Origin of the sequence: Acidithiobacillus sp. AC3, assembly GCF_050261095.1 — a bacterium.
In the GTDB taxonomy this organism is placed as follows: Bacteria; Pseudomonadota; Gammaproteobacteria; order Acidithiobacillales; family Acidithiobacillaceae; genus Igneacidithiobacillus; species Igneacidithiobacillus copahuensis.
In genome coordinates this window covers 93,546-115,177 of record NZ_CP189838.1, presented here as the reverse complement: position 1 = coordinate 115,177, position 21,632 = coordinate 93,546, and the positions used below count along the sequence as shown (strand labels likewise).

The window sequence follows — 21,632 nt, the reverse complement described above, 5'->3', positions numbered from 1 at the left end:
GCCCTGTCAGGCCACCTGAATGATCTGATTCAGGATGCCGCACACCTGTCCAAAAACGGCATCCGATACGGTTTTCATCGGATGAGGGGCTGCCTGCCTTGCCCTCCAGTCAAAGGACTTTGGTTGATGGCACAGAATGAAACTGGTTTTCCCTGCCTTCCGCCTAGAGGCAAGGCCCGCAGCAATCGCGAATGGGTTGGGAGAAGGCTGGGAAGCCTACACCCGAAGCCTCACAGAGGAAGCGCTTTGGGTTTTGGTCTGATCAAAGCAGGGTGCCGAAAAAGAAGCTGGAGAGACAATCTCCATTTGTTGCTTTATTGGTGGCGCTTCAGGGACTCGAACCCCGGACACGCGGATTATGATTCCGCTGCTCTAACCGACTGAGCTAAAGCGCCATTGCAGGCCCGCTATTTAAGCCGCTCGGGCAAATCCTGTCAATAGGAAGTCCGCGCCAAGAAATGGGCGCGGACTGCGCGGAAGAGCAGCCGTTGCTTGACCGGTGTTTGCGCGCGCGTTTGCCAGTCGCCAATCACTGGAAAAGTGTGACGACCCTTGCCAACACCTCGTCCATGAGCGCTGCGGGCAAGGTATCCACCTTGCGGGCATGGCGTGCTGCCAGGTCAATGACGCGCGGCTGGTCACAGCGCACAATGCCGGTAGTTTTGATCCCGGTCAGCGGTACGGCGAAGCCAAGGCGGCGGCTGAACTCGCCGCCGTTGGTAATCGGCAGGATAACGGGCAGCCTGGTTACTTCGTTGAATTCCGCTGGGGATACGATCAGTACAGGACGACTCCCGCTTTGCTCATGCCCCGTAGTCGGATCGAGCGACACGAGGTAAATATCACCCCGCTTCACAGCAATTCATTACCCACAGCGGGCGCATCGACCCATTCGCGCTCATCGGCGGGCTGCGGCTGTGAATAGTCCGACGCAGCCAACAACTCCGCAAGCGTGTAGCGCGGACGTGGATGGGGATTGACCACCAGGCAACCATGATCGACCACAAGGCCGACCGTTGCGCCAACTTGCAGATGCAGCTGATCGAGAAAGGCGGGCGGTACGGCCAGCATGACCGAGCCGCCAACCTTGCGGAGACTGGTTGTGTGCATAATGTAACCCCAAGAATCAAGTTATATTGAAGTATAACTACGCGGTTTTTCGCCTGCAAGGAGAAATCAACGCAGTAGGCGCCGCCGCAACAGAACGGTGGCGAGGACATAGGCGCTGAGTGCGTAGGCCAGCAGGACGGCAAGATGCAGCGCCACCTGCGTAGGCGCGTGCCCGGTCAGGAGCGGACGCAAGAGCAGCACGGCATGGGTGAGAGGCAGGACTGCGGCGATGTTCTGCGCAAAGGCCGGCAGGGTATGCAGCGGATAGAAGACGCCACAAAAGAGGAACATGGGCGTCACCGCCAGGGTGAAGTAGTACATGAAAAAATCATAGCTACGCGACAGGGCAGTAAAGGCCAGGGCGATGGCACCAAAACTCAAACCCGTGAGCAGAATGACCGGCAGGGCGAGAAGGACCTGCCAGTGCCAGTCGATGGCACCGAAAAAGCTCGCCACGATGATGATCGCCAGGGCACTGATGGCCCCCTTCAGCGCACACCAAAGCAGCTCGCCGGTGACGATGTCGCCCATCTGCAGGGGCGTCGCCAGAATCGAGAGATAGGTATTCTGCACCGCCATGCGCGTGTACGCCGAGTAGAGCCCCTCGAAGGTTGCGGTGTTCATTGCCGAGCTGGCGACGATCCCCGAGGCAATGAAGGTGATGTAGGGCATGCCTTCCATCCGCCCGACGAAGTGCCCCAGTCCGTAGCCGAGCGCCAGTAGATAGAGCAGCGGGTCGACAAAATTGCCGAGCAGGCTGGGCAGGAGCAACTTGCGCCAGACCAAAAAATTCCGCCGCAGTACCGCCAGGGCGCCCCAGCTGGGCAGAAACCAGGCCATCAGCCTTCTTCCTCCCGCAGTTCGCGTCCGGTCAGACGCAGAAAGACATCCTCCAGGGTCGCCGGGCGCTGCAATAACTGGTACTGCGGATCAGCGGCAAAGTGGGCGCGGGCGGCATCAAGCCGGGCATCGAAGAGCAGCAGGGTATCGCCGGCGCGTTCGGCCGCAGCTACCCGCCCCTGGTGCCAGTTTTCCGGATCAGGCAGGCCACCATCGCGGCGGCGTAGCTCCAGCACCTCCCCGGGGATGTGCGCCCGGATCAGGCCCTCGGGGGAATCCTCCGCGCGGATGCGCCCACCATCAAGGATCCCCACGCGATCCGCCAGGCGTTCCGCCTCGTCCAGGTAATGGGTGGTGAGCAGCAGGGTAACGCCGCTGCGCTGCAGCTCCCGCAGTCGCTGCCAGAGCAGATGGCGGGCCTGCGGATCGAGGCCAGTGGTCGGCTCGTCGAGGAGCAAAAGCTGCGGCTCGTGCATCAGGGCGCGGGCCACGGAAAGACGGCGGCGCATCCCACCGGAAAGGGCCTGGATGGGACGGCGGGCAAAATCTTCAAGGGCCAGAAAAGCCAGCAGCTCTTTGCTGCGACGACGGATCTCGGCGGCCGGCAGGCGAAAGTAGCGTCCGTAGATCCAGAGGTTTTCTTCGACCGTGAAATCAGGATCGAGCTGATCGCTCTGCGGCACCACACCAATCCGCCCGTGCCCCCCTGCCGGCCATTGCGTCAGCGGCCGGCCATCGAGGCGGATCTGGCCAGCATCAAAGGGCGTCAGGCCCTGAATGCAGCGTACAGAAGTGCTCTTGCCAGCACCGTTGGGGCCGAGCAGGGCGTAGCACTCGCCAACGCCCACGGCAAAAGACAGGCCGCGCAGCACGGGACGCCCGCCATAGGCCTTGGCGACGGCATCGAGCTCAAGCCGGGGAGAAGGCACGGCAGGGCTTGGCGTTGGGTATTTCTTCTCCTAGCTGCAACTGGAAGCGGTCGAGCAGGGCGTTTTGCAGTAGATTCAGCTTGCCGTGGAAAAAATGATCAGCGGGTAGGTCGATCCGTTCCGGCTGGGCCGCGAGCCCTGCCAACCAGGCGCTGACATCCTTGGCCGGCACCAGCTCGTCATTCTGCCCCTGTACCACGGTCCAGGGACAGCGGGGGACGGGCGCCACCGAAAAATCAAAGAGATTGACTGGGGGCGCCACCGTCAAGAGGCGCTCGACGCGGGTATCGCGGCTGGCCGCCTGATAGGCGACAAAGGCACCAAAGGAGAAACCTGCGAGCCAGATGGGAAAGCCGGGACGTCGCCCTGCCACCCAGTCGAGGACCGCCAGGCAATCCTCTACCTCGCCACGTCCGGCATCATAGTGCCCGGCGCTCTTGCCCACCCCACGAAAATTGAAACGCAGGGAGGGAATGCCAAGGAGATTGCAGGTGCGGCTCAGATAATGCACCACCTTGTTATTGAGGGTGCCCCCGTAAAGGGGATGCGGGTGCAGAATCACCGCAACGATGCCGCGCGTCTCTTTCTCCGGACACGCGGTCAGGCCTTCCAGCATCCCGACCGGACCGGGGATCTCCACCGCCTCGCCGACGCATTCGAGGGCGAGTTCCTGGCCGTCATAGAGGTGACTGCGATCGATGGGCAGCATCAGATGCGTAACCGCTCCACCGGCTTACCGTCGCGCAGGTGCGATTCGACAATCTCTTTCACATCCTCGGCGTCGACGTAGGTGTACCAGACCGCGTCCGGATAGACGACGGCCACCGGACCCTCGCTGCAACGTCCCAGACAACCGGCACGGTTGACGCGCACCTGCCCGTCACCGTGAATGCCCAGCTTCTTGGCGTGTTTTTTGGCCTGATGAAAGACCTCTTCTGCCAAGCCGCCGTTGTTGCAGGCTTGCTCGCCATTTTCGCGCTGGTTCAGACAGAGGAACAGATGGCGCTGATAAAAACTCATGTTTGACCCTCCACTGGCATGGCGCCATGATAACCCGAAATGGCAGCTCGGGTCAGATAGCTTATGGATTTCCTCGATCAGGCAATACTCTCTGTCGACAATGCCTTGCGCACCCTCAGCGGGCAAAGCCGGGGCAGCGGTCGCGCCAATCCCGCCGCCGCGTCACCCGACACGCTCTTGCGCCCTTGGGAGCGTCGCCGTGCCGGGCGCATGATGCGCGTCAACCACGCCGGCGAGGTCATGGCCCAGGCACTCTATACTGGTCAGGAAGCTGGCAGCAGCGACCCGGAATTGCGCGCCGTGCTGCGCAAAGCGCGCAGCGAGGAAGAAGATCATCTGCGTTGGTGCGAGGAGCGCCTGCGCGAACTCCACAGCCGCCCCAGCCTGCTCGGGCCGCTCTGGTACGCCAGCGCCTGGGGTATGGGCTATGCCGCCGCGCGCCGCGGTCGCGGGGCCAACCTGGGCCTGGTCGTGGCCGTGGAAAATTTGGTCGAGGAACATCTCAAGGAGCATCTACAGGATCTCTCCCCGGAAGACGAACGCAGTCGCCGTATCCTGGAACAGATGGAGTGCGACGAGGTGGGGCACGCCGAGAAGGCCGAAGAACTGGGCGCTGTGGATTTGCCCCGCCCCCTGCGCATGGCCATGCAGGGCCTGTCTCGGGTGATGACCCGCGGCGCTCTCTGGATTTAGGGAAATCCGGGCGAAGCTAGGCGGAGGCCTTGACCCGCAGCGTGCTGCCGCCGGGCAAATGGATGCGATACTTGCCCGCACGCACAGCCTCCGCCATGCTGCCGATGGTCTGCTGGCTGAGCAGCTCGATGACCTCGGCCTTGAGAGGCTTCCAGGCATAGTGTACCGGGCAGGCGGTGGCGTCTTCGCACTTTTTCAGACCCAACACGCAGCCTTGCCCCAGGGGTTTGCGCTCAACGATTTCCACCACATCCAGAATGTTCTTGTCTTCTGCCCCCGGCGCCAACACAAAACCACCGCCGCGACCCTTGCGCGATTCGAGAATGCCGGCCTTGCTGAGGTCCTGCAGGATCTTTGCCAGATATTGGCGCGGTGGCACGCGCGGGTCGTCCGGATCCTTGAGGTACTCCCAGATTTCGCCGCTCAGCACCAACTCTCCCGGCGGCTGGGTGGCAAGATAAATCAGGGCCTGCAGGGCATATTCGCTGGTTTTGCTGAGTAACATTCAGTCTACCGCCGTAAGGGTATAGTCGTGGGTGATTTTGGCCGTCTTGGCCAGCATGATGCTCACCGAGCAGTACTTGTCCGCGGAGAGCTGAATGGCATGGGCAACGCGGCGCGGATCGAGGTCTTTGCCGGTCACGAAAAACTGGAGATGGATTTCGGTAAAGACCTTGGGGTCTTGCTCGGCGCGTTCGGCGCTGATCTCGACCCGGCAGGAGCGAACGTCCTGGCGCGACTTCTGCAGAATCATCAGCACATCGATGCTGGAGCAACCGCCCAGTCCCATGAGGACCATTTCCATGGGCCGCGCGCCGAGATTGTGCCCACCGATGTCGGGCGAGCCATCCATCACCACGCCATGGCCGCTGTCGGCATGGGCTACGAAGGCCACCCCTCCCGAACCCGTCCATTCTACCGTCGCCTGCATAGATTTCTCCTAGGTTACTGCACTCCCCGATTACACTACCACAGCGGGAAAGATGCAATCGCAGGATCTGCAAGAGGCGCGCGCCGAGGGCCAACGCCTGCAGCAGTTCGCCGCCGACATTACGCCGTAGGCTTCCTATTCCGCGAGCAGGGCCAGGTTACTCGCCGGCAAAAAGCTCCTGCAGTGCCTGACCCGGCTGCGCTACGCGCATCAGCCCCTCGCCCACGAGGAAGGCATGAATACCGGCGCTACGCAGGGTTTGCACGTCCGCCGGCTGGCGGATGCCGCTTTCGCTGATCAGCAGTCGCCCCGTGGGAATTTGCGGCAAGAGTTCGATGCTGCGCTGGATATCGGTGACGAAAGTCCGCAAATCGCGATTGTTGATCCCCATCAGGGGGGTCCGCAGGCGCAAGGCGCGGTCCAGCTCTGCGGCATCGTGCGATTCGACCAGTACGCTCATCCCCAGCTCCAGGGCACACGCCTCCAGTTCCGCCATCTGCGCATCGGCTAGCGCCGCCACGATGAGCAGAATCGCATCCGCACCGATGGCGCGCGCCTCCCAGACCTGATAGGGATCGATGAGAAAATCCTTGCGCAGCAGCGGCAGCGCACAGGCCGCGCGCGCCGCCGTCAGATAGCTGTCGCAGCCCTGGAAGAAGGACTCATCGGTGAGCACCGAGAGGCAAGTGGCGCCATGCGCAGCGTAGTCGCGGGCGATTTCCACCGGGTTGAAGTCCTCGCGAATGACCCCTGCCGACGGCGAGGCTTTTTTGATCTCGGCAATGACCGCGGCCTTGCCCGCCCCTGCCCGGTCCAGCAAAGCCTGCGCAAAGGGCCGTGGCGGCGAGGCCAGACGTGCCGCCGACTGGAGATCGGCGAGTGGCAGACGCCTTTGCCGCTGCGCCAGCTCGCGGCGTTTTTCCGCCAGGATTTTTTGCAGTATGTCTTCCATATTTCCTCAGCTTTCGCGGCCCCTCAAAGCTCGCGAGCGCAGTGTAACAGGGCTTCCCATTTCGCCCAGGCGGCACCGCTATCCATCGCCGCGCGTGCGCGCTCTACCCCCGTTGCCAGATCGGGAACCACATCGGCGGCGTAGAGGGCCGCTCCGGCATTGAGGAGGACGATGTCGCGGCGCGGGCCGGGCTCGTTGCGCAAAACCGCCAGGAATACCTGCGCCGCCTCCTTCACATCGGCGATCTGCAGCGCCGCCAGCGGCGCCGCCGGTAGTCCGAATTCCGAAGGTTGCAGACGGTAGCGATGCACCTCACCGGCGCGCAACTCCGCCACTTCCGTGGGGCCAGAGAGGCTGATCTCGTCGAGTCCGTCGTGCCCATGTACCACCAGCACGTGACGCGCGCCCAACTCCCGCGCCGCCTCGGCCAGGGGGGTCAGCCAAGCCTCGCTATACACCCCAAGGACCTGATGCGGGGCACCCGCCGGATTGCTCAGCGGGCCCATGAGATTGAAGAGGGAGCGTATGCCCAGCTCCTTGCGCGGACCGACCGCATGACGCATGGCGCCATGATGGGCGGGGGCGAACAAGAAACCAATGCCAACACTCGCAATACAGGCCGCTACCTGCTCGGGGCGTAGATCCAGGTTGAGGCCAACGGCCTCCAGCACATCGGCGCTGCCACTGCGCCCCGACACCGCACGGTTGCCATGTTTGGCCACCCGCGCCCCAGCCGCAGCGGCCACCACTGCAGCGGCCGTGGAGATATTGAAGGTGCCGCAGGCATCGCCGCCGGTGCCGCAGGTATCCACCAGGTGGCTGTCATCGACCTCGACACGGGTCATAAACGCGCGCAGTGCACGCGTCGCGCCCACCAGCTCCTCCACCCGCTGCCCCTTCATGCGCAGGCCCATGAGCAGGGCCCCCAACTGCGCCGGGGTCCACTCACCGCGCATGATGGCCGCGAAGGCCTCTTCCGCCTCCCGCGCCGAAAGGTCCTGTCCCGCAATGATCCCCTGCAGGATTTCCGGGATCGCTCTCATCGTCCCACCTCCAGGAAATTGCGCAGAAGCTCCTTGCCGTGGCTGCTGAGAATGGATTCGGGATGGAACTGCACCCCTTCCACGGGCAGCTCGCGATGGCGCAGGCCCATGATCTCGCCCTCGGCGGTCCACGCCGTCACCTCCAGACAGTCGGGCAAGGTGTTTCTGGCAACGATCAGGGAATGGTAGCGGGTTGCCGTAAACGGGTCGGGCAAGCCGGCAAAAACGCCCTGCCCGCGATGGTGGATGGGAGAGGTCTTGCCGTGCATCACTTGCTGCGCGCGCACGACCTCGCCACCAAAGGCCTGGCCGATGGCCTGGTGCCCAAGACAGACCCCAAGGATGGGAACCTTGCCGGCAAATTCGCGGATGGCAGCGAGAGACACGCCCGCCTCGTTGGGCGTGCACGGCCCCGGTGAGATACAGATGCGCTCGGGTGCCAGGGCGGCGATGGCCGCCAGGTCGATGGCATCATTGCGTTCCACTCGCACCTCGGCGCCAAGCTCGCCGAAATACTGCACCAGGTTATAGGTAAAGCTGTCGTAATTATCGATCATGAGCAGCATCGGCTTATCTCCCCTCGGGATCGAGACCGTTCTCGGCCATATCCACAGCGCGAAACATGGCGCGGCGCTTGTTCAGGGTCTCTTCCCACTCGGCGGCAGGCGCAGAATCGGCCACGATTCCGCCACCGGCCTGGATGTGTAACTGCCCGTCCTGTACTACTGCCGTGCGGATGGCAATGCAGGTATCCATGTTGCCATTCCAGCCCCAATACCCGACGGCGCCGGCATAGACCCCACGTGCCACCGGCTCTAGCTCGCGGATGATCTCCATGGCGCGGATCTTGGGGGCACCGGATACCGTCCCGGCAGGAAAGGTAGCGCGCAGGGCGTCCATGGCATCGAGCCCGGGGCGCAGACGACCGGTGACCTGCGAGACGATGTGCATGACGTGGGAGTAGCGTTCGATGGCAAAGGAGTCCGTCAGCTGCACAGTACCGGTACTGGCAATCCGCCCCACGTCGTTACGAGCGAGATCGATGAGCATCAGGTGCTCGGCACGCTCCTTGGGATCCGCCAGCAGTTCTTCTTCCAGGGCCTGATCGGCTTCTGCCGTCTTGCCGCGCGGGCGCGTGCCGGCAATGGGCCGCACGGTGACCTCGCCATCCTCCACGCGCACCAGGATTTCCGGCGAGGAACCCACCAGCTGCGTGCGCCCCAGATCCACATAGAACAGATAGGGCGAAGGATTGATACGGCGCAGGGCGCGATAGAGATCCAGGGGCGGCGCGGCGAAGGGGATCGACAGGCGCTGCGAGGGCACGACCTGCATCACATCGCCGGCGCCAATGTATTCGCGAATCCGCTCCACGGCGGCCATATAGCCCGCGCGGCTGAAGCTTGCCTCAAAGTCTTCTTCGTCTACCCGCCCACGCCGCTGCGTCTGGCTCGCGGGTGGCAGCGGACCACGCAGGCGTTCCTCCAGCTCGGCGAGGCGGGCCTGCCCAGCGCTATAGGCATCGGGACGTTGCGGATCGAGTTGCAGCAGAAGTCGCAGGGTACCACGTAGATTGTCGAAGAGCAGGATCTCGTCAGCCACCAGCAACTGGATCTCGGGGAGGTCGAGGGGATCGGGCAGGGGTTCCACCCGCGCCAAACGCGGCTCGATATAGCGGACGATGTCGTAACCAAAATAGCCCACCAGACCGCCGGTAAAGCGGTCGGCGAGATCGTCCGAGGGTGCCGCGCGGAAGCGCTGTCGGAATTCGCTGACCCAGACGAGGGGGTCTGGATGACGGCATTCTTCCTGCAAGACCCCGTCTACGAAGCGCTGGATTCGCTGCCCACGGATCTCGATGCGCTCCCGCGCGGGCAAGCCTATGATGGAATAGCGCCCCCATTTTTCGCCGCCCTGCACCGACTCGAAAAGGTAGGCATAGGGTCCATCTCCGACTTTGAGAAAGGCGGAGAGGGGAGTATCGAGATCGGCAGGGATCTCGCGACTCAGGGGAATACGGTTGTAGCCCTCATGGGCCAGGAACTGAAAACGCTCGGCACTCAGCACGGGTCACCTCGAAATTTGGCAATGAAAATCACAGACCGCCTGCAATCAGCAGCCGCGCCATCGCCAAGCTTTCGTCGCGTACCCGAGAGGTTTCATAGCATCAGAAATTCCAAACCGTCGCTACCGCAACAGGGGTAGCAGTTGCGGCAGTGTATCGATAACGGCATCGGCTGCCAAGTCTGCCAGGGGCATATCGCCACGATAGCCATAACTGACCGCCACCACCGGCATCCCGGCGGCACGGGCGGCCTGGGTATCGTTGATCGAGTCGCCAACCAGCAGGCCACTGTCCGGCCCCACGCCAAAATGCTCCGCCGCGTGCAGAAGGGGCAAGGGATCCGGCTTTTTGCGCGGCAGGCTGTCACCCGACAGAACCAGATCAAAATAGTCGCACAGCCCCAGACGCTCGAGCAGCGGAGCGGTAAACTGCTCCGCCTTGTTGGTGATGCAAACCAGTTTGCGTTGCTGTTCCCGCAGGGTCCGCAGGGCATCCTCTACCCCCGGGTACACGACACTATGGGCCGTCAGATGCGCGCCATAATACGCAGAAAACTCCTGCATGGCGGCATCGAGTTCGGCCTCACTGGGCTCATCCTGAATGGCCAGGGCCCGCCGCATCAGCTCCCGCACGCCATTGCCAATAAACCCGCGAATGACAGGCATGGCTGCCGGCTCTCGCCCCAAGCTGTGCAGGGCGTGATTGGCCGCCCCGGCAAGATCTGGGGCCGTGTCGATGAGGGTGCCATCGAGATCGATCAGCACGATGTCTGCGGCGAAGCTTGCCTGGCTCATCCGCAAGCCCTCAGCCGGCCAGCGCTGCCCGGAAGGCAGCGATGGTGGCCTTGTAATCCGGGGTATTGTAGATGGCACTGCCAGCGACAAACACATCGGCACCAGCGTCGGCCACCTGCCGCACGTTGCTCACCTTCACACCACCATCAACTTCCAGCTCGATGGCCTTGCCGGTAGCGTCGATCCGTTTGCGGATGGCTTCGATCTTGCGCAGACTGTAGTCGATGAAGCTCTGCCCGCCAAAACCCGGATTGACACTCATCACCAGCACCAGATCGATGCTTTCGAGGACGTAATCGAGCACTTCCAGGGGCGTTGCCGGGTTCAGCGATACACCGGCCTTGCATCCAACGCTATGGATGAGCTGGATGGTGCGATCCAGGTGGATGGTCCCCTCCGGATGCACGGTGATGATGTCCGCACCGGCCTTGGCAAACTCCGGAATGATGGCATCCACCGGCGAAATCATCAGATGGACATCGAGCGGCTTCTGGGTATGCGGCTTGATCGCCGCCGCCACCAGCGGTCCGATGGTAAGGTTGGGAACGAAGTGGTTGTCCATCACATCGACGTGGATGTAATCGGCGCCGGCCTCGTCCACCGCGCGCACTTCCTCACCCAGACGGGCGAAGTCGGCCGACAGGATCGAGGGGGAAATCTTGTACTGAGGCATAATACGGCTCCTTGCAAAACGGCTGGAGCGCCCGGAGGCGCCCCAGCACAGCATGCCACCCGCAGGCGGCAGAGGGGCGCAAAGGCTTAGACGCCCTTGACCCGCGGATCGAGATCACCCGCCTTGTACTTCTTGACCATGGTATCCATGGGGATCGCCTTGATCTTGCTGGCCTGACCGGCAGAACCGAAGGCCTCGTAGCGCGCCTTGCAGATGTCACGCATGGCGTCCAGAGAGGCGGTCAGGAACTTGCGCGGATCGAAGTTCTTGGGATTCTTGTACAGGCTCTGGCGCACCGCACCGGTTGCGGCCAGACGCAGATCGGTGTCAATGTTGACCTTGCGCACGCCATACTTGATACCTTCCTGAATCTCTTCCACGGGCACGCCATAGGTCTCGCCGATGTCGCCACCAAACTCGTGAATGATCTTCAGCCAGTCCTGCGGCACCGAGCTGGAGCCGTGCATCACCAGGTGGGTGTCGGGGATGCGCTCGTGGATCTCCTTGACACGGTCGATGCGCAGGATCTTGCCGGTCGGTGGCTGGGTGAACTTGTAGGCGCCGTGACTGGTACCGATGGCGATGGCCAGGGCATCCAGCTTGGTCGATTTGACGAACTGCGCAGCCTCTTCCGGATCGGTAAGGAGCTGGTCATGGCTCAGGCAACCCTCGGCGCCGACGCCATCCTCTTCACCGGCCATACCGGTTTCCAGGGAGCCCAGACAACCCAGCTCACCTTCGACAGTCACGCCCACGGCATGCGCCATTTCCACCACCTTGGCGGTCACCGCGACATTGTAGTCATAGCTGGCGGGGGTCTTGGCGTCTTCCAGCAGGGAGCCGTCCATCATAACGCTGGTGAAGCCAGAACGGATGGCCTGGATGCAGACGGCGGGGCTGGCGCCGTGGTCCTGATGCAGCACCACCGGAATGTCCGGATATTCCTCGACCGCTGCGAGGATCAGATGCCGCAGGAAGGGCTCGCCCGCGTATTTACGGGCACCCGCCGAGGCCTGCAGGATGACCGGCGCGTCGACGGCAGCCGCCGCTTCCATAATCGCGCGCACCTGCTCCAAGTTGTTGACGTTAAAGGCAGGAATGCCATATCCGTGCTCGGCGGCGTGATCGAGCAGTTGCCGCATAGATACCATTGCCATCGCTGTTACCTCACTAGCAGTAGAAAAAACAGTTACGGTTCAAATCTGGCTGGCCGCGCCCACGCGCACCAGCTTCAGGGTATTCGTCCCCCCCGGCGCACCAATCGGCTCACCGATGGTAATCAGGATCAAATCGCCATCCCGCACGACGCCGCGGCGGCGCAACTCATCTTCCGCCGAGCGCATGACCTGCAAGGGATCATCGTGACGACTCTGCGGAAAATTGACCGGATGTACCCCACGATACAGGGTCACCTTGCGTCGCGTATAGACCTGCGGTGTGAGCGCGTAGATCGGCACCCGCGAGTCGGCCCGCGACAGCCACAATGCCGTCGAGCCGCTCTCGGTGAAGGCGGCAATGGCCGCAATTGGCGCGCGTTGGGTGGCAAGGATGGCGGCAGCAGCAATGGTCTCGTCCACCCGCTCCAGAGTTCGGTCGAAGAACGGTTCATCGACATCACAGGGCATCTGCCGCTCGACTTCGAGACAGGTACGCGCCATGGCCGCCACCGCCTCCACAGGATACTGACCGGAGGCCGTCTCGGCGGAGAGCATGACCGCGTCAGTACCATCGAGGACGGCATTGGCAACATCCGATACTTCTGCCCGCGTCGGAATCGGCTGATGGATCATCGATTCCATCATCTGCGTTGCGGTGATGGTGATGCGATGATAGCGATGTGCCATGGCGATGATGCGCTTCTGCACTGGCGGCACCGCAGCATCGCCGATTTCGACGCCCAGGTCTCCGCGGGCGACCATCACCGCCTCGGAAGCCTTCAGGATGTCCTCGATGGCCTCCACCGCCTCGGCGCGTTCGATCTTGGCCACCAGTGCACCATGACCACCGGCTTCCCGAAACAGCCGCCGCGCCTCGTCCATGTCGGCGCCACTGCGCGGAAAGGAAACCGCAAGATAATCCGCCTCCAGCTGCGCAGCGGTAATGATGTCCTGCCGGTCCTTGTCGGTGAGGGCGGGAGCCGTCAGCCCGCCGCCCGCCCGGTTGATGCCCTTGTTGTTGGAGAGTTCGCCACCCTGCACCACGCGAGTGTGGATTTCGTTGCCCTGCACCTTGTCCACCCAGAGCACGATCATGCCGTCGTTGAGCAGCAAGGTCGCGCCGCGCTCGACGTCCTTGACGAGTTGCGGATAGGTCACCCCCACCCGGGTCTGGTCACCAAGTTCGCAGTGGATATCGAGGATAAAGGGGTCCCCCTCGCGTAATTGGATCTTGCCCTCGGCAAACTTGCCGATGCGGATCTTCGGTCCCTGCAGATCGGCGAGAACACCGATGGCACGGCCATGGGCCCGTGCCCGTTCCCGCACCAGTTCCGCCGTGCGCAGGTGCCCCTCGGCGCTGCCATGGGAGAAATTGAGACGCACGACATCCATGCCCGCCTCAATCAATCGGTCGATGACCTCGGCGGAGCTGCTCGCCGGTCCTAACGTCGCAACAATCTTGGTGCGGCGAATCATATGGGCCTACCCCCGGGCACGAGCCTCTAGAATCTCGAAGGCCGGCAGGGTCTTCCCCTCGAGTACCTCGAGGAAAGCGCCACCACCGGTAGAGATGTAACCGACGCGATCGGCAATGCCGTACTTGGCAATTGCGGCCAAGGTATCGCCACCACCGGCGATGGAAAAACCATCACTAGCCGCAATGGCCTCGGCAATGGCCTTGGTACCGCTGGCGAAAGCGTCGAACTCAAACACGCCCACCGGACCATTCCACACGATCGTACCGGCCTTCATGAGCTGATCGGCAAGATGAGCGGCTGTCTTCGGCCCGATGTCCAGGATCATGTCATCGGCGCTGACGTCTGTAGCGGCCTTGACCGTGGCCTTGGCGTCGGCGGCAAAGCGATCCGCGACCACCACGTCGACGGGGATCGGCACTTCCGCACCGCGCGCCTTCATCTTGGCGATGACTTTCTTCGCTTCCTCGACAAGATCGGGCTCCGCCAGGCTTTTGCCAATGGGCAGACCAGCGGCAAGCAGGAAGGTGTTGGCGATACCCCCGCCGACAATCAGCCCATCAACCTTGTCCGCCAGGCTCTGCAGGATGGTGAGCTTGGTCGAGACCTTGGAACCGGCGACAATGGCTACCAAAGGCCGCTTGGGATTGGCAAGGGCGCGATTGATGGCATCGATTTCTGCCGCCAGCAGGGGGCCAGCGCAGGCAATCGGCGCGTACTTGGCGATGCCGTACGTGCTGGCCTCGGCGCGGTGAGCGGTACCGAAGGCGTCGTGCACAAAGATGTCGCAGAGCTTGGCGTATTTCTGCGCCAAGGCATCGTCGTTCTTCTTCTCGCCCTTGTTCAGGCGGCAGTTTTCCAGCATGACGACTTCACCCGGATGCAGCGCAAAGCCACCATCCACCCAATTCTGCTCCAGCCGCACCGGCTTGCCGAGCAACTCGGACAGGCGTTTCGCCACGGGCGCCAGGGAGTCCCGCTCCTGGAATTCGCCTTCCGTGGGCCGTCCAAGATGCGAAGTGATCATCACTGCCGCACCAGCGTCCAACGCCATCTGCACCGCCGGGGCCGAGGCCCGCACCCGGGTATCCTCGGTGATTTCCCCAGCATCGTTCAGCGGGACGTTGAGGTCGGCACGAATGAAGACGCGCTTCCCCTGCGCGTCACCGCGCTTGCACACTTCCGCAAAGGTCAGGATCTGCATGGGCTACCTCCCGCCTCAGTGGCTCGCCACGTGATTGACGAAGCGCAGCATATTGCAGGTGTAGCCGTACTCGTTGTCATACCAGGACACCACTTTGACGAAGGTCGGATCCAACTGAATACCGGCCTTGGCGTCGAAGATGGAAGGAGAGGAGAAGCCACGGAAGTCCGTCGAGACCACAGCATCTTCGGTATAGCCCAAAACACCCTTCAGGGCGCCCTCACTGGCGGACTTCATCGCCTTGCAGATATCTTCGTAGCTGGCCTCTTTGTTCAGCTCCGCAGTAAGATCCACGACCGAAACATCAGAGGTGGGCACGCGGAACGCCATGCCGGTCAGCTTCTTGTTGAGCTCGGGGATCACCTTGCCCACTGCCTTGGCAGCGCCAGTGGAGGAAGGGATGATATTTTCGAGGATGCCGCGGCCGCCGCGCCAGTCCTTGGCAGAAGGACCGTCGACGGTCTTCTGGGTGGCCGTGGCCGCATGCACAGTGCTCATCAAGCCGCGCTTGATGCCGAAGTGGTCGTTCAACACCTTGGCCACCGGTGCCAGACAGTTGGTGGTGCAGGAGGCCGCGGAGACAATCTTTTCGCCCGCATATTTGGCGTGGTTGACGCCGTAGACGAACATCGGAGTGTCATCCTTGGAAGGCGCCGATTGCACTACCTTTTTGGCACCCGCATCGATATGCTTCTGACAGGTCTCGGTGGTCAGGAAGAAGCCCGTGGATTCGATGACGACATCCACATCCACATCGCCCCACTTGAGCTCCGCCGGATCCTTCTCTGCCGTCAGGCGGATGGTCTTGCCGTTGACGATCAGGCTATTCCCCTCGACGCGCACGTCACCAGCGAAACGGCCATGCACGGAATCGTACTGCAACATATACGCCAGATAGTCGGCAGATAGCAGGTCGTTGATGGCGACGACTTCCAAATGAGCAAATTCGGCTTCCTTGGCAATCGCACGGAAGGCCATGCGGCCGATACGCCCAAATCCATTGATACCCACACGAATCGTCATTGCAAACTCCTCAGATTTTTAAAATGAAAGTCTTACAGGGTCTGGAACCGTGCGACGACGTTATCCACGGTAAACCCGAATTTATCGAAGAGGGTCGGCGCCGGGGCCGAGGCGCCGAAGTGATCGATCCCGACCACCGCGCCCTGCAGGCCCACGTACTTGTACCACAGGCCCGTGGTGCCGGCCTCGACCGCCAAACGCTTGCTCAGGGCAGCGGGCAGCACACTCTCGCGGTAGGCCGCATCCTGCGCATCGAAGAGCTCCTGGCAGGGCATGGACACCACGCGTACCTCGACACCCTGCTCGGCCAGTTTGCTCTGCGCCGCCAGCGCCAGTTCCACTTCGGAACCGCTGGCAATCAAAATACCAGCGGGCTTGCCACTCGCGGTATCCTTGACGACATACCCGCCGCGACGAGCGCCATCGACCGTGGCATCCGTATGCGCCAGAGCAGGCAAATTCTGACGACTCAGGGCCAGCAGGCTGGGAGTCTTCTCCTGCCGCACCGAAGATTCCCAAGCAACCGCGGTCTCTACCGCGTCGGCCGGACGCCAGACATGCAGGTTGGGGATCAAGCGCAGGCTGTTGACCTGCTCGATGGGCTGATGGGTCGGACCGTCTTCACCCAGGCCAATGGAGTCGTGGGTCATGACGTAGACAACGCGCAATCCCATGAGGGCCGACATGCGGATGGCATTGCGGCTGTAATCCGAGAAGATCAGGAAGGTGCCACCAAAAGGCAGGAAGCCACCATACAAGGTGACGCCATTCATGATCGCCGACATGCCGAACTCACGCACGCCGTAGTGGATGTAATTACCGTCCACCTTGTTCTTGCCGATGTCTTCCGCTTCCTTCCAGCGGGTATTGTTGGAAGGGCTCAGATCGGCAGAACCGCCTATGAATTCGGGCAAAGAGGCAGCGATGCCCTGAATGGTCTTGCCAGAGGCCACGCGGGTGGCGATTTTGGGCGACTCGGCACGGAAATCGGCAATGACCTTGGCGATGGCTGCGTCAAACTCTGCGCTCGGCTTGCCCTGCAACCGGCGCTCGAATTCTGCCGCTTCTTTGGGGAAGGCCGCCTGGTAGGCAGAAAATTTCTCCTGCCAGTTCGATTCCGCAGCCTTACCCTTGGCACGTGCATCCCAGTCCTGGTAGATCTCCTGCGGCACAAAGAAGGCCTCGTCGGACTTCCAGCCGAGATGCTTGCGGGTGGCGGCAACTTCGTCAGCGCCGAGCGCCGCACCGTGCACGTCATGGGTTCCGGCCTTGTTCGGCGAGCCCTCACCGATCACCGTCTTGCAGCAGATCAGCACGGGCTTATTCTTCTGGGAACGCGCCTCGACAATGGCCTTCTTGACCGCCTCAGAGTTATGGCCGTCGATATTGCGGATCACGTGCCAGCCATAGGCCTCGAAACGCGCTGGGGTATCGTCGGCGAACCAGTTGTCCACGTGGCCATCGATGGAAATGTTGTTGTCGTCATAAAAGCAGATAAGCTTGTTCAGACCCCAAACCCCGGCCAGAGAACAGGCCTCGTGGGAGACCCCTTCCATGAGGCAGCCATCGCCCAGGAAGACATAGGTGTAGTTGTCGACGATCTCGTGACCGGGACGGTTGAACTGCTTAGCCAGCAGGCGCTCGGCCAGGGCCATGCCGACGCCGTTGGCTACCCCCTGACCCAAGGGACCGGTGGTGGTCTCGACTCCCGGCGTGTCGCGATATTCGGGATGACCAGGCGTCTTGCTGTGCCACTGACGGAAGGCCTTGATGTCGTCGAGGGAGAGATCGTAGCCGCTCAGGTGCAGCAAAGCGTACTGCAACATGGAACCATGGCCGTTGGAGAGCAGGAAGCGATCACGCCCCGCCCAATGCGGATTGGCGGGGTTGTGGACCAGGAAGTCGTTCCAGAGTACTTCGGCGATATCCGCCATTCCCATGGGCATGCCGGGATGGCCGCTGTTGGCCTTCTGCACGGCATCGATGGCAAGGATACGGATGGCGTTGGCGAGTTCGGTACGAGATACGGTCATATAGGCTCCTCAGAGAGGCGACCAGCGTGAAGCCGGGCGCCGCAGCTAGTTTCAAAAAATCAGTCGTCGGCCCGCTGGTGGGTGCGCACCCGGCGGAGGATGCCGTCGTGACCAGAAATCACGAGGCTTTCGCTCTCGACGAAGAAATGCGAGCGGGATACACCATCCAGGATATCGCCGCTGGTCAGGCCGGTGGCAACAAAGAGAACGTCATCGCTGGCCACCAGCTCATCGCGGCCAATCCATTGGCCTACCTTGAGACCGGCCTCGGCGATGGCTTCTGCCTCACCTGGCTTCTGCGGCGCCAGTGCACCAAACATATCGGCGCCCATGGCGCGCGCGGCACAGGCGGTGATCACGCCCTCGGGGGTGCCACCAACACCCATCATCGCATCCACTTTGGTGCCAAGGGCAGCCATGATGCCGCCACTCACGTCGCCATCCGTCTGCAGGCGCACCGTGGCGCCGGCGGCCTGAATTTCCTTGATCATGCCATCATGACGCGGCTTTTTCAGCAAAAAGATGCGCAGCTCCTTGACATCCTTGCCCAGCGCCTTGGCCAGCGCGTGCAACTTGTCCTTCATAGGAGCCTCAGGATCGATCTTGCCACGCGCCGGCGCCGGAACCACCAGCTTGTCCATGTAGAAGGCCGGGCCAGGGCGGAACATGCTGCCCTTGGGAGCGGCGGCCAGCACGCAGATGGAACCCGGCATGCCATACGACATGAACGTGGTCCCTTCTACCGGATCGACGGCGATATCGACCTCGGGACCCGTACCGGAGCCGACGGTCTCCCCATTGTAGAGCATCGGGGCTTCATCTTTCTCGCCCTCACCGATGACCACCGTACCGCGCATGGGCACTTGCGCCAGAGCGGCACGCATCGCGTCCACCGCAGCACCATCCCCCTGCTCTTTTTCTCCCCGCCCAATCCAGCTGCTAGCAGCGCGCGCTGCCGTTTCGGTAACAGGGAGGAGGCTCAGAGCCAAATTGCGGATGGTGGCCATAGGGGACGTCCTTGAGGTGGCGATAGAAATAGACCCAAGGATAAATCAAGCGGGACTGTTTGGGAACTCAATCGGTTGACAGGGTCCGCTCCGGACAGATCGTGCGGCAATCGCCGCGTGAACCCACGCGGCAGCCGCCAATCGTGTTCATACCCCCCGGTCAATGATGCGCAGCCGCTTCGGCCAGCACTTTCGCAACCCACTTGTTCATGCTCTGCCCCTCTCGCGCGGCGGCTTTCGCAGCTGCGGCATGGATGCCAGGATCGATGCGCACCATCAATTTGCCTGAAGCGGGCTTATCCGCGGGCTGGCCCAGCTCGGCGCAAGCGGCGATGTAGTCGTCAAGCGCCTCGTGGAAAGCTGTCTTGATCTCGGCTACGGACGTGCCATGAAAGCCGATGATGTCGGCAATGCCCAGCACGCGACCCACCAGGATGTCGTCCTCCGGGTCGTAAGTGACGCTGGCGGTGTAGCCCTTGTACGTCATCGCGTTGTTCATGGGGTCACTCCAATCTTCTCCAGATACTCCCGCGCCAGCCTGACGCGGTACTTCAATGCCTCTTTCTCGGGGTGCGGACGATGAAAATACGCGCGCAATCCGTCTTTCTCGAACGTCACGGAAGACCCGCTTCCCTCAATCGCCCGGCATCCCACCAACACAAGCAACGGCTCGATCCGGCCCCACGCCAGATTTCCGTTGACCGGATCGGCAAAGATCGCTTCGAGCGTCTTTTTATGCTTGCTGTTCATAGCGCAATGGTAGCACTGTGATAGCTTCTTTCAAGATTGTGCTATCAACTCATCTGCCGCATCGGCGCACCCCCGCGTCTCGCCATGTGGCAATCCTGCTCAGCGCTGTGAAGGGGATCGCCTGGACGTTTTCTGATCGTCATGGCGTACTTCGCCGCCGGGAGTTATTGTTTTCCTGCGTAAGTGCGGAACCCTCATGCTACCAATACTTCCTCGCGAGTGATGTACAGACGGATCATGTCTCTAGCCAGACTTACTTTACTTAAACTACGTTGCTTTCGAGTAGAACATCGATTCGGAACCGGCGGTAACAAGGTATTCCCGCCAAGCGGCGTGTAACTGCGGATCCAAGGTGGCCAGCACCGAGGTCTTCTGTAGATCCCGCAGTGGCAGGGCTACAGCGTCCAGGGTGCTCATCTGGCCGCCCGCTTCCTGCAGAATCAGCGACCCCGCCGCGCGGTCCCAAAGCTGTTGTGCTCCGTGCAGGTAGAAGTGATAGTACCCGGCCGCCAGCCAGCTCCACTCCAGCACGCAGCTGCCAAAATTGCGCTGGCTGTGAAACGGTTGCTGTGTCAGCAAACGCAGCGCCAGCTCCCGCGCTAGGCGTTTATAATCCACTACGCCAACCGTGGCCCGCAGGTCTGGAGCCTGGCGCGTGTGCAGAGGCGTGCCATTCACGAAGGCGCCACCATCGCGCCGGGCGGTAAACAGGGTTTCGCGCATGGGATCGTAAATCCACGCCTGTAAGGGCCCGGCGGCGTCCAGAAGCGCCAGACTGATGCCGAAGACCGGCACTCCGGCAGCAAAATTGCTGGTCCCATCCAGGGGGTCGAGACACCAGAGAAGCTCAGCACTGCGCAGCAGTTCGGACTGTTCGGCAGCGCTCATCTCCTCCCCCAGCAAGGGGATCTCTGGGTAGCGACGAAGCAGGGCTTCCTGCAGGAAACTCTGGCTGTCAAGATCGGCACTGGTGACGATACTGCCATCCGGCTTGCGCGAACTGGCCACCCGTTGATAGCCGGGCAGTATGATGGTCTCGGCACAGCGGCGTAGCTGTTGTCCGATCCAGTCACCATCGATTTGCTGCAAGTCTTTCATGCCGCAAGGATAGATCAGTGTGCGGCTGAGGTCATCCCGATCTTTGCGGGAACGGACAAATCGCCCACAATAGGTTCATGCCTCGCATCCATCTCTACAGCGAAGTCACGCCCCAGCTAGGCGAATTTGCCCTGGCCGAAGCACCCAGCCATCACCTGCTGCGCGTGCTGCGCGCCCGTCGCGGACAGGAGCTCACTCTGTTTACCGGCGATGGAAGGGAGTATGCCGCGACACTGACCGGGGTGACGGGGAAGGCCGCGCTCCTGGCAGTGGAAGAGGCAAGATTGCGCGATACCGGCAGCCCCCTGGCGCTGACCCTGGCGGTGCCCGTGTTGCGGGGCGAGCGCTGGGATTGGTTGCTGCAAAAGGCTACCGAACTTGGCGTGGCGCGAATCCAACCGCTGCACAGCCGCTACTGCCAGGTTCCGCTGGCGGAGGCGCAAGGCGAAAAAAGGCAGAAGCGTTGGCGGGAGATCCTCATCGCCGCGGCCGAACAAAGTCAGGCTACCCGCCTGCCCGCCCTCGCCCCAGCACTGTCCCTGGCTGACTATCTGCAACAGCCGCATGCGCCCACCTGTTTGGTATTTGATAGCGCCGCAGAAGAGGGCCTGAATACAATGTCCCGCCCCCAGGTGACCCAGGTGGAGCTATTGACGGGCCCCGAGGGCGGTCTGGCTCCGGAGGAACTCCAGGCAGCCCAAGATCGAGGGTTTCCGCTGCGGCGCTGCGGGCCACGCATCCTGCGGGCAGAAACCGCTCCCATCGCCGCGCTGGCGATTTTACAGGCCCGCTGGGGCGATCTTGGTTGACAGCGCGGCCGTTGCGCCGGACCATG

25 protein-coding genes and 1 tRNA gene are annotated in these 21,632 nt (G+C 62.1%); 2 read left to right on the top strand and 24 right to left on the bottom strand.

Features of this window, described 5'->3' with window-relative positions; translation table 11 throughout:
• Positions 1-318 precede the first annotated feature (318 nt).
• The 7 genes from ACQAYK_RS00520 to ACQAYK_RS00490 form a co-directional block, all read right to left on the bottom strand.
• Positions 319-395: transfer RNA gene (locus tag ACQAYK_RS00520), tRNA-Met, on the bottom strand.
• 134 nt (positions 396-529) lie between these two features.
• Positions 530-856, bottom strand: coding sequence for a type II toxin-antitoxin system PemK/MazF family toxin (locus ACQAYK_RS00515; protein WP_215871373.1), 327 nt, complete (start codon positions 854-856; stop codon positions 530-532).
• Positions 853-1,110, bottom strand: coding sequence for an AbrB/MazE/SpoVT family DNA-binding domain-containing protein (locus ACQAYK_RS00510; protein WP_215871374.1), 258 nt, complete (start codon positions 1,108-1,110; stop codon positions 853-855). Before ACQAYK_RS00510 ends, ACQAYK_RS00515 begins: the two co-directional genes overlap by 4 nt.
• A gap of 66 nt (positions 1,111-1,176) precedes the next feature.
• Positions 1,177-1,950 (bottom strand): ABC transporter permease, encoded by a 774-nt coding sequence (locus ACQAYK_RS00505; protein ID WP_215871375.1) that lies wholly within the window; start codon positions 1,948-1,950, stop codon positions 1,177-1,179.
• The gene (locus ACQAYK_RS00500; RefSeq protein WP_255789924.1) at positions 1,950-2,879 is read right to left on the bottom strand and encodes an ABC transporter ATP-binding protein; all 930 of its coding nucleotides are present in this window, start codon (positions 2,877-2,879) and stop codon (positions 1,950-1,952) included. The genes ACQAYK_RS00505 and ACQAYK_RS00500 overlap by 1 nt, the downstream gene beginning before the upstream one ends.
• A complete protein-coding gene (locus ACQAYK_RS00495) occupies positions 2,860-3,588 on the bottom strand; it encodes an alpha/beta hydrolase (RefSeq protein ID WP_215871376.1) in 729 nt (242 codons plus the stop codon). The genes ACQAYK_RS00500 and ACQAYK_RS00495 overlap by 20 nt, the downstream gene beginning before the upstream one ends.
• The gene (locus ACQAYK_RS00490; protein WP_215871377.1) at positions 3,588-3,899 is read right to left on the bottom strand and encodes a (2Fe-2S) ferredoxin domain-containing protein; all 312 of its coding nucleotides are present in this window, start codon (positions 3,897-3,899) and stop codon (positions 3,588-3,590) included. The genes ACQAYK_RS00495 and ACQAYK_RS00490 overlap by 1 nt, the downstream gene beginning before the upstream one ends.
• 63 nt (positions 3,900-3,962) lie before the next feature.
• On the opposite strand from ACQAYK_RS00490, the gene coq7 reads away from it, so the two are divergent.
• Positions 3,963-4,592, top strand: coding sequence for a 2-polyprenyl-3-methyl-6-methoxy-1,4-benzoquinone monooxygenase (gene coq7, locus ACQAYK_RS00485; protein ID WP_215871378.1), 630 nt, complete (start codon positions 3,963-3,965; stop codon positions 4,590-4,592).
• Positions 4,593-4,608: 16 nt separating this feature from the next.
• Here the strand turns inward: coq7 and ACQAYK_RS00480 are convergent, their stop codons facing one another.
• From ACQAYK_RS00480 to ACQAYK_RS00400, 17 genes are all read right to left on the bottom strand, one after another.
• The gene (locus ACQAYK_RS00480) at positions 4,609-5,097 is read right to left on the bottom strand and encodes an RrF2 family transcriptional regulator (RefSeq protein ID WP_215871379.1); all 489 of its coding nucleotides are present in this window, start codon (positions 5,095-5,097) and stop codon (positions 4,609-4,611) included.
• Positions 5,098-5,523 (bottom strand): OsmC family protein, encoded by a 426-nt coding sequence (locus ACQAYK_RS00475; RefSeq protein WP_215871380.1) that lies wholly within the window; start codon positions 5,521-5,523, stop codon positions 5,098-5,100. It abuts the gene before it with no gap.
• A 157-nt stretch (positions 5,524-5,680) separates the two neighbouring features.
• Entirely contained in the window at positions 5,681-6,475 is a 795-nt protein-coding gene (trpC, locus tag ACQAYK_RS00470; RefSeq protein WP_215871381.1) for an indole-3-glycerol phosphate synthase TrpC, read from the bottom strand.
• A 23-nt stretch (positions 6,476-6,498) separates the two neighbouring features.
• Complete coding sequence (gene trpD, locus ACQAYK_RS00465; protein ID WP_215871382.1) at positions 6,499-7,518, bottom strand: anthranilate phosphoribosyltransferase; 1,020 nt, start codon at positions 7,516-7,518, stop codon at positions 6,499-6,501.
• Entirely contained in the window at positions 7,515-8,084 is a 570-nt protein-coding gene (gene pabA, locus ACQAYK_RS00460) for an aminodeoxychorismate/anthranilate synthase component II (protein WP_215871383.1), read from the bottom strand. The genes trpD and pabA overlap by 4 nt, the downstream gene beginning before the upstream one ends.
• A gap of 4 nt (positions 8,085-8,088) precedes the next feature.
• Positions 8,089-9,585 (bottom strand): anthranilate synthase component I, encoded by a 1,497-nt coding sequence (trpE, locus tag ACQAYK_RS00455; RefSeq protein ID WP_215871384.1) that lies wholly within the window; start codon positions 9,583-9,585, stop codon positions 8,089-8,091.
• 120 nt (positions 9,586-9,705) lie between these two features.
• Positions 9,706-10,377, bottom strand: a complete 672-nt coding sequence (locus tag ACQAYK_RS00450; protein WP_215871385.1) for a phosphoglycolate phosphatase — start codon at positions 10,375-10,377, stop codon at positions 9,706-9,708.
• A gap of 10 nt (positions 10,378-10,387) precedes the next feature.
• On the bottom strand, positions 10,388-11,050 hold the full coding sequence (gene rpe / locus ACQAYK_RS00445; protein WP_215871386.1) for a ribulose-phosphate 3-epimerase: 663 nt from the start codon (positions 11,048-11,050) through the stop codon (positions 10,388-10,390).
• An 86-nt stretch (positions 11,051-11,136) separates the two neighbouring features.
• The gene (gene fba, locus ACQAYK_RS00440) at positions 11,137-12,207 is read right to left on the bottom strand and encodes a class II fructose-bisphosphate aldolase (protein ID WP_215871387.1); all 1,071 of its coding nucleotides are present in this window, start codon (positions 12,205-12,207) and stop codon (positions 11,137-11,139) included.
• A gap of 39 nt (positions 12,208-12,246) precedes the next feature.
• Positions 12,247-13,683, bottom strand: coding sequence for a pyruvate kinase (gene pyk / locus ACQAYK_RS00435; RefSeq protein WP_483167716.1), 1,437 nt, complete (start codon positions 13,681-13,683; stop codon positions 12,247-12,249).
• Between the two features lie 6 nt (positions 13,684-13,689).
• Positions 13,690-14,886 (bottom strand): phosphoglycerate kinase, encoded by a 1,197-nt coding sequence (locus tag ACQAYK_RS00430; protein ID WP_483167715.1) that lies wholly within the window; start codon positions 14,884-14,886, stop codon positions 13,690-13,692.
• A gap of 15 nt (positions 14,887-14,901) precedes the next feature.
• The gene (gene gap / locus ACQAYK_RS00425) at positions 14,902-15,909 is read right to left on the bottom strand and encodes a type I glyceraldehyde-3-phosphate dehydrogenase (RefSeq protein WP_483167714.1); all 1,008 of its coding nucleotides are present in this window, start codon (positions 15,907-15,909) and stop codon (positions 14,902-14,904) included.
• Between the two features lie 32 nt (positions 15,910-15,941).
• The gene (gene tkt, locus ACQAYK_RS00420; RefSeq protein WP_483167713.1) at positions 15,942-17,942 is read right to left on the bottom strand and encodes a transketolase; all 2,001 of its coding nucleotides are present in this window, start codon (positions 17,940-17,942) and stop codon (positions 15,942-15,944) included.
• Between the two features lie 59 nt (positions 17,943-18,001).
• Positions 18,002-18,949 carry a class II fructose-bisphosphatase gene (gene glpX / locus ACQAYK_RS00415; RefSeq protein ID WP_483167712.1) on the bottom strand — a complete coding sequence of 316 codons (948 nt, stop codon included), beginning with the start codon at positions 18,947-18,949 and terminating at the stop codon, positions 18,002-18,004.
• A 160-nt stretch (positions 18,950-19,109) separates the two neighbouring features.
• A complete protein-coding gene (locus ACQAYK_RS00410; RefSeq protein ID WP_483167711.1) occupies positions 19,110-19,448 on the bottom strand; it encodes a type II toxin-antitoxin system HicB family antitoxin in 339 nt (112 codons plus the stop codon).
• A complete protein-coding gene (locus tag ACQAYK_RS00405; RefSeq protein WP_483167710.1) occupies positions 19,445-19,699 on the bottom strand; it encodes a type II toxin-antitoxin system HicA family toxin in 255 nt (84 codons plus the stop codon). Before ACQAYK_RS00405 ends, ACQAYK_RS00410 begins: the two co-directional genes overlap by 4 nt.
• 267 nt (positions 19,700-19,966) lie before the next feature.
• Positions 19,967-20,797 (bottom strand): inositol monophosphatase family protein, encoded by an 831-nt coding sequence (locus tag ACQAYK_RS00400; RefSeq protein WP_483167709.1) that lies wholly within the window; start codon positions 20,795-20,797, stop codon positions 19,967-19,969.
• 77 nt (positions 20,798-20,874) lie between these two features.
• Between ACQAYK_RS00400 and ACQAYK_RS00395 the strand changes: the two genes are divergently transcribed.
• On the top strand, positions 20,875-21,606 hold the full coding sequence (locus tag ACQAYK_RS00395; RefSeq protein WP_483167708.1) for a 16S rRNA (uracil(1498)-N(3))-methyltransferase: 732 nt from the start codon (positions 20,875-20,877) through the stop codon (positions 21,604-21,606).
• Positions 21,607-21,632: the final 26 nt, after the last annotated feature.

Coding starts and splice junctions, on each gene's coding strand:
- ACQAYK_RS00510 (WP_215871374.1), bottom strand. CDS start 1,110: ATGCACACAACCAGTCTCCGCAAGGTTGGCGGCTCGGTCATGCTGGCC.
- ACQAYK_RS00505 (WP_215871375.1), bottom strand. CDS start 1,950: ATGGCCTGGTTTCTGCCCAGCTGGGGCGCCCTGGCGGTACTGCGGCGG.
- ACQAYK_RS00495 (WP_215871376.1), bottom strand. CDS start 3,588: ATGCTGCCCATCGATCGCAGTCACCTCTATGACGGCCAGGAACTCGCC.
- ACQAYK_RS00490 (WP_215871377.1), bottom strand. CDS start 3,899: ATGAGTTTTTATCAGCGCCATCTGTTCCTCTGTCTGAACCAGCGCGAA.
- coq7 (WP_215871378.1), top strand. CDS start 3,963: ATGGATTTCCTCGATCAGGCAATACTCTCTGTCGACAATGCCTTGCGC.
- ACQAYK_RS00480 (WP_215871379.1), bottom strand. CDS start 5,097: ATGTTACTCAGCAAAACCAGCGAATATGCCCTGCAGGCCCTGATTTAT.
- ACQAYK_RS00475 (WP_215871380.1), bottom strand. CDS start 5,523: ATGCAGGCGACGGTAGAATGGACGGGTTCGGGAGGGGTGGCCTTCGTA.
- trpC (WP_215871381.1), bottom strand. CDS start 6,475: ATGGAAGACATACTGCAAAAAATCCTGGCGGAAAAACGCCGCGAGCTG.
- trpD (WP_215871382.1), bottom strand. CDS start 7,518: ATGAGAGCGATCCCGGAAATCCTGCAGGGGATCATTGCGGGACAGGAC.
- pabA (WP_215871383.1), bottom strand. CDS start 8,084: ATGCTGCTCATGATCGATAATTACGACAGCTTTACCTATAACCTGGTG.
- ACQAYK_RS00450 (WP_215871385.1), bottom strand. CDS start 10,377: ATGAGCCAGGCAAGCTTCGCCGCAGACATCGTGCTGATCGATCTCGAT.
- rpe (WP_215871386.1), bottom strand. CDS start 11,050: ATGCCTCAGTACAAGATTTCCCCCTCGATCCTGTCGGCCGACTTCGCC.
- fba (WP_215871387.1), bottom strand. CDS start 12,207: ATGGCAATGGTATCTATGCGGCAACTGCTCGATCACGCCGCCGAGCAC.
- pyk (WP_483167716.1), bottom strand. CDS start 13,683: ATGATTCGCCGCACCAAGATTGTTGCGACGTTAGGACCGGCGAGCAGC.
- ACQAYK_RS00430 (WP_483167715.1), bottom strand. CDS start 14,886: ATGCAGATCCTGACCTTTGCGGAAGTGTGCAAGCGCGGTGACGCGCAG.
- gap (WP_483167714.1), bottom strand. CDS start 15,909: ATGACGATTCGTGTGGGTATCAATGGATTTGGGCGTATCGGCCGCATG.
- tkt (WP_483167713.1), bottom strand. CDS start 17,942: ATGACCGTATCTCGTACCGAACTCGCCAACGCCATCCGTATCCTTGCC.
- glpX (WP_483167712.1), bottom strand. CDS start 18,949: ATGGCCACCATCCGCAATTTGGCTCTGAGCCTCCTCCCTGTTACCGAA.
- ACQAYK_RS00410 (WP_483167711.1), bottom strand. CDS start 19,448: ATGAACAACGCGATGACGTACAAGGGCTACACCGCCAGCGTCACTTAC.
- ACQAYK_RS00405 (WP_483167710.1), bottom strand. CDS start 19,699: ATGAACAGCAAGCATAAAAAGACGCTCGAAGCGATCTTTGCCGATCCG.
- ACQAYK_RS00400 (WP_483167709.1), bottom strand. CDS start 20,797: ATGAAAGACTTGCAGCAAATCGATGGTGACTGGATCGGACAACAGCTA.
- ACQAYK_RS00395 (WP_483167708.1), top strand. CDS start 20,875: ATGCCTCGCATCCATCTCTACAGCGAAGTCACGCCCCAGCTAGGCGAA.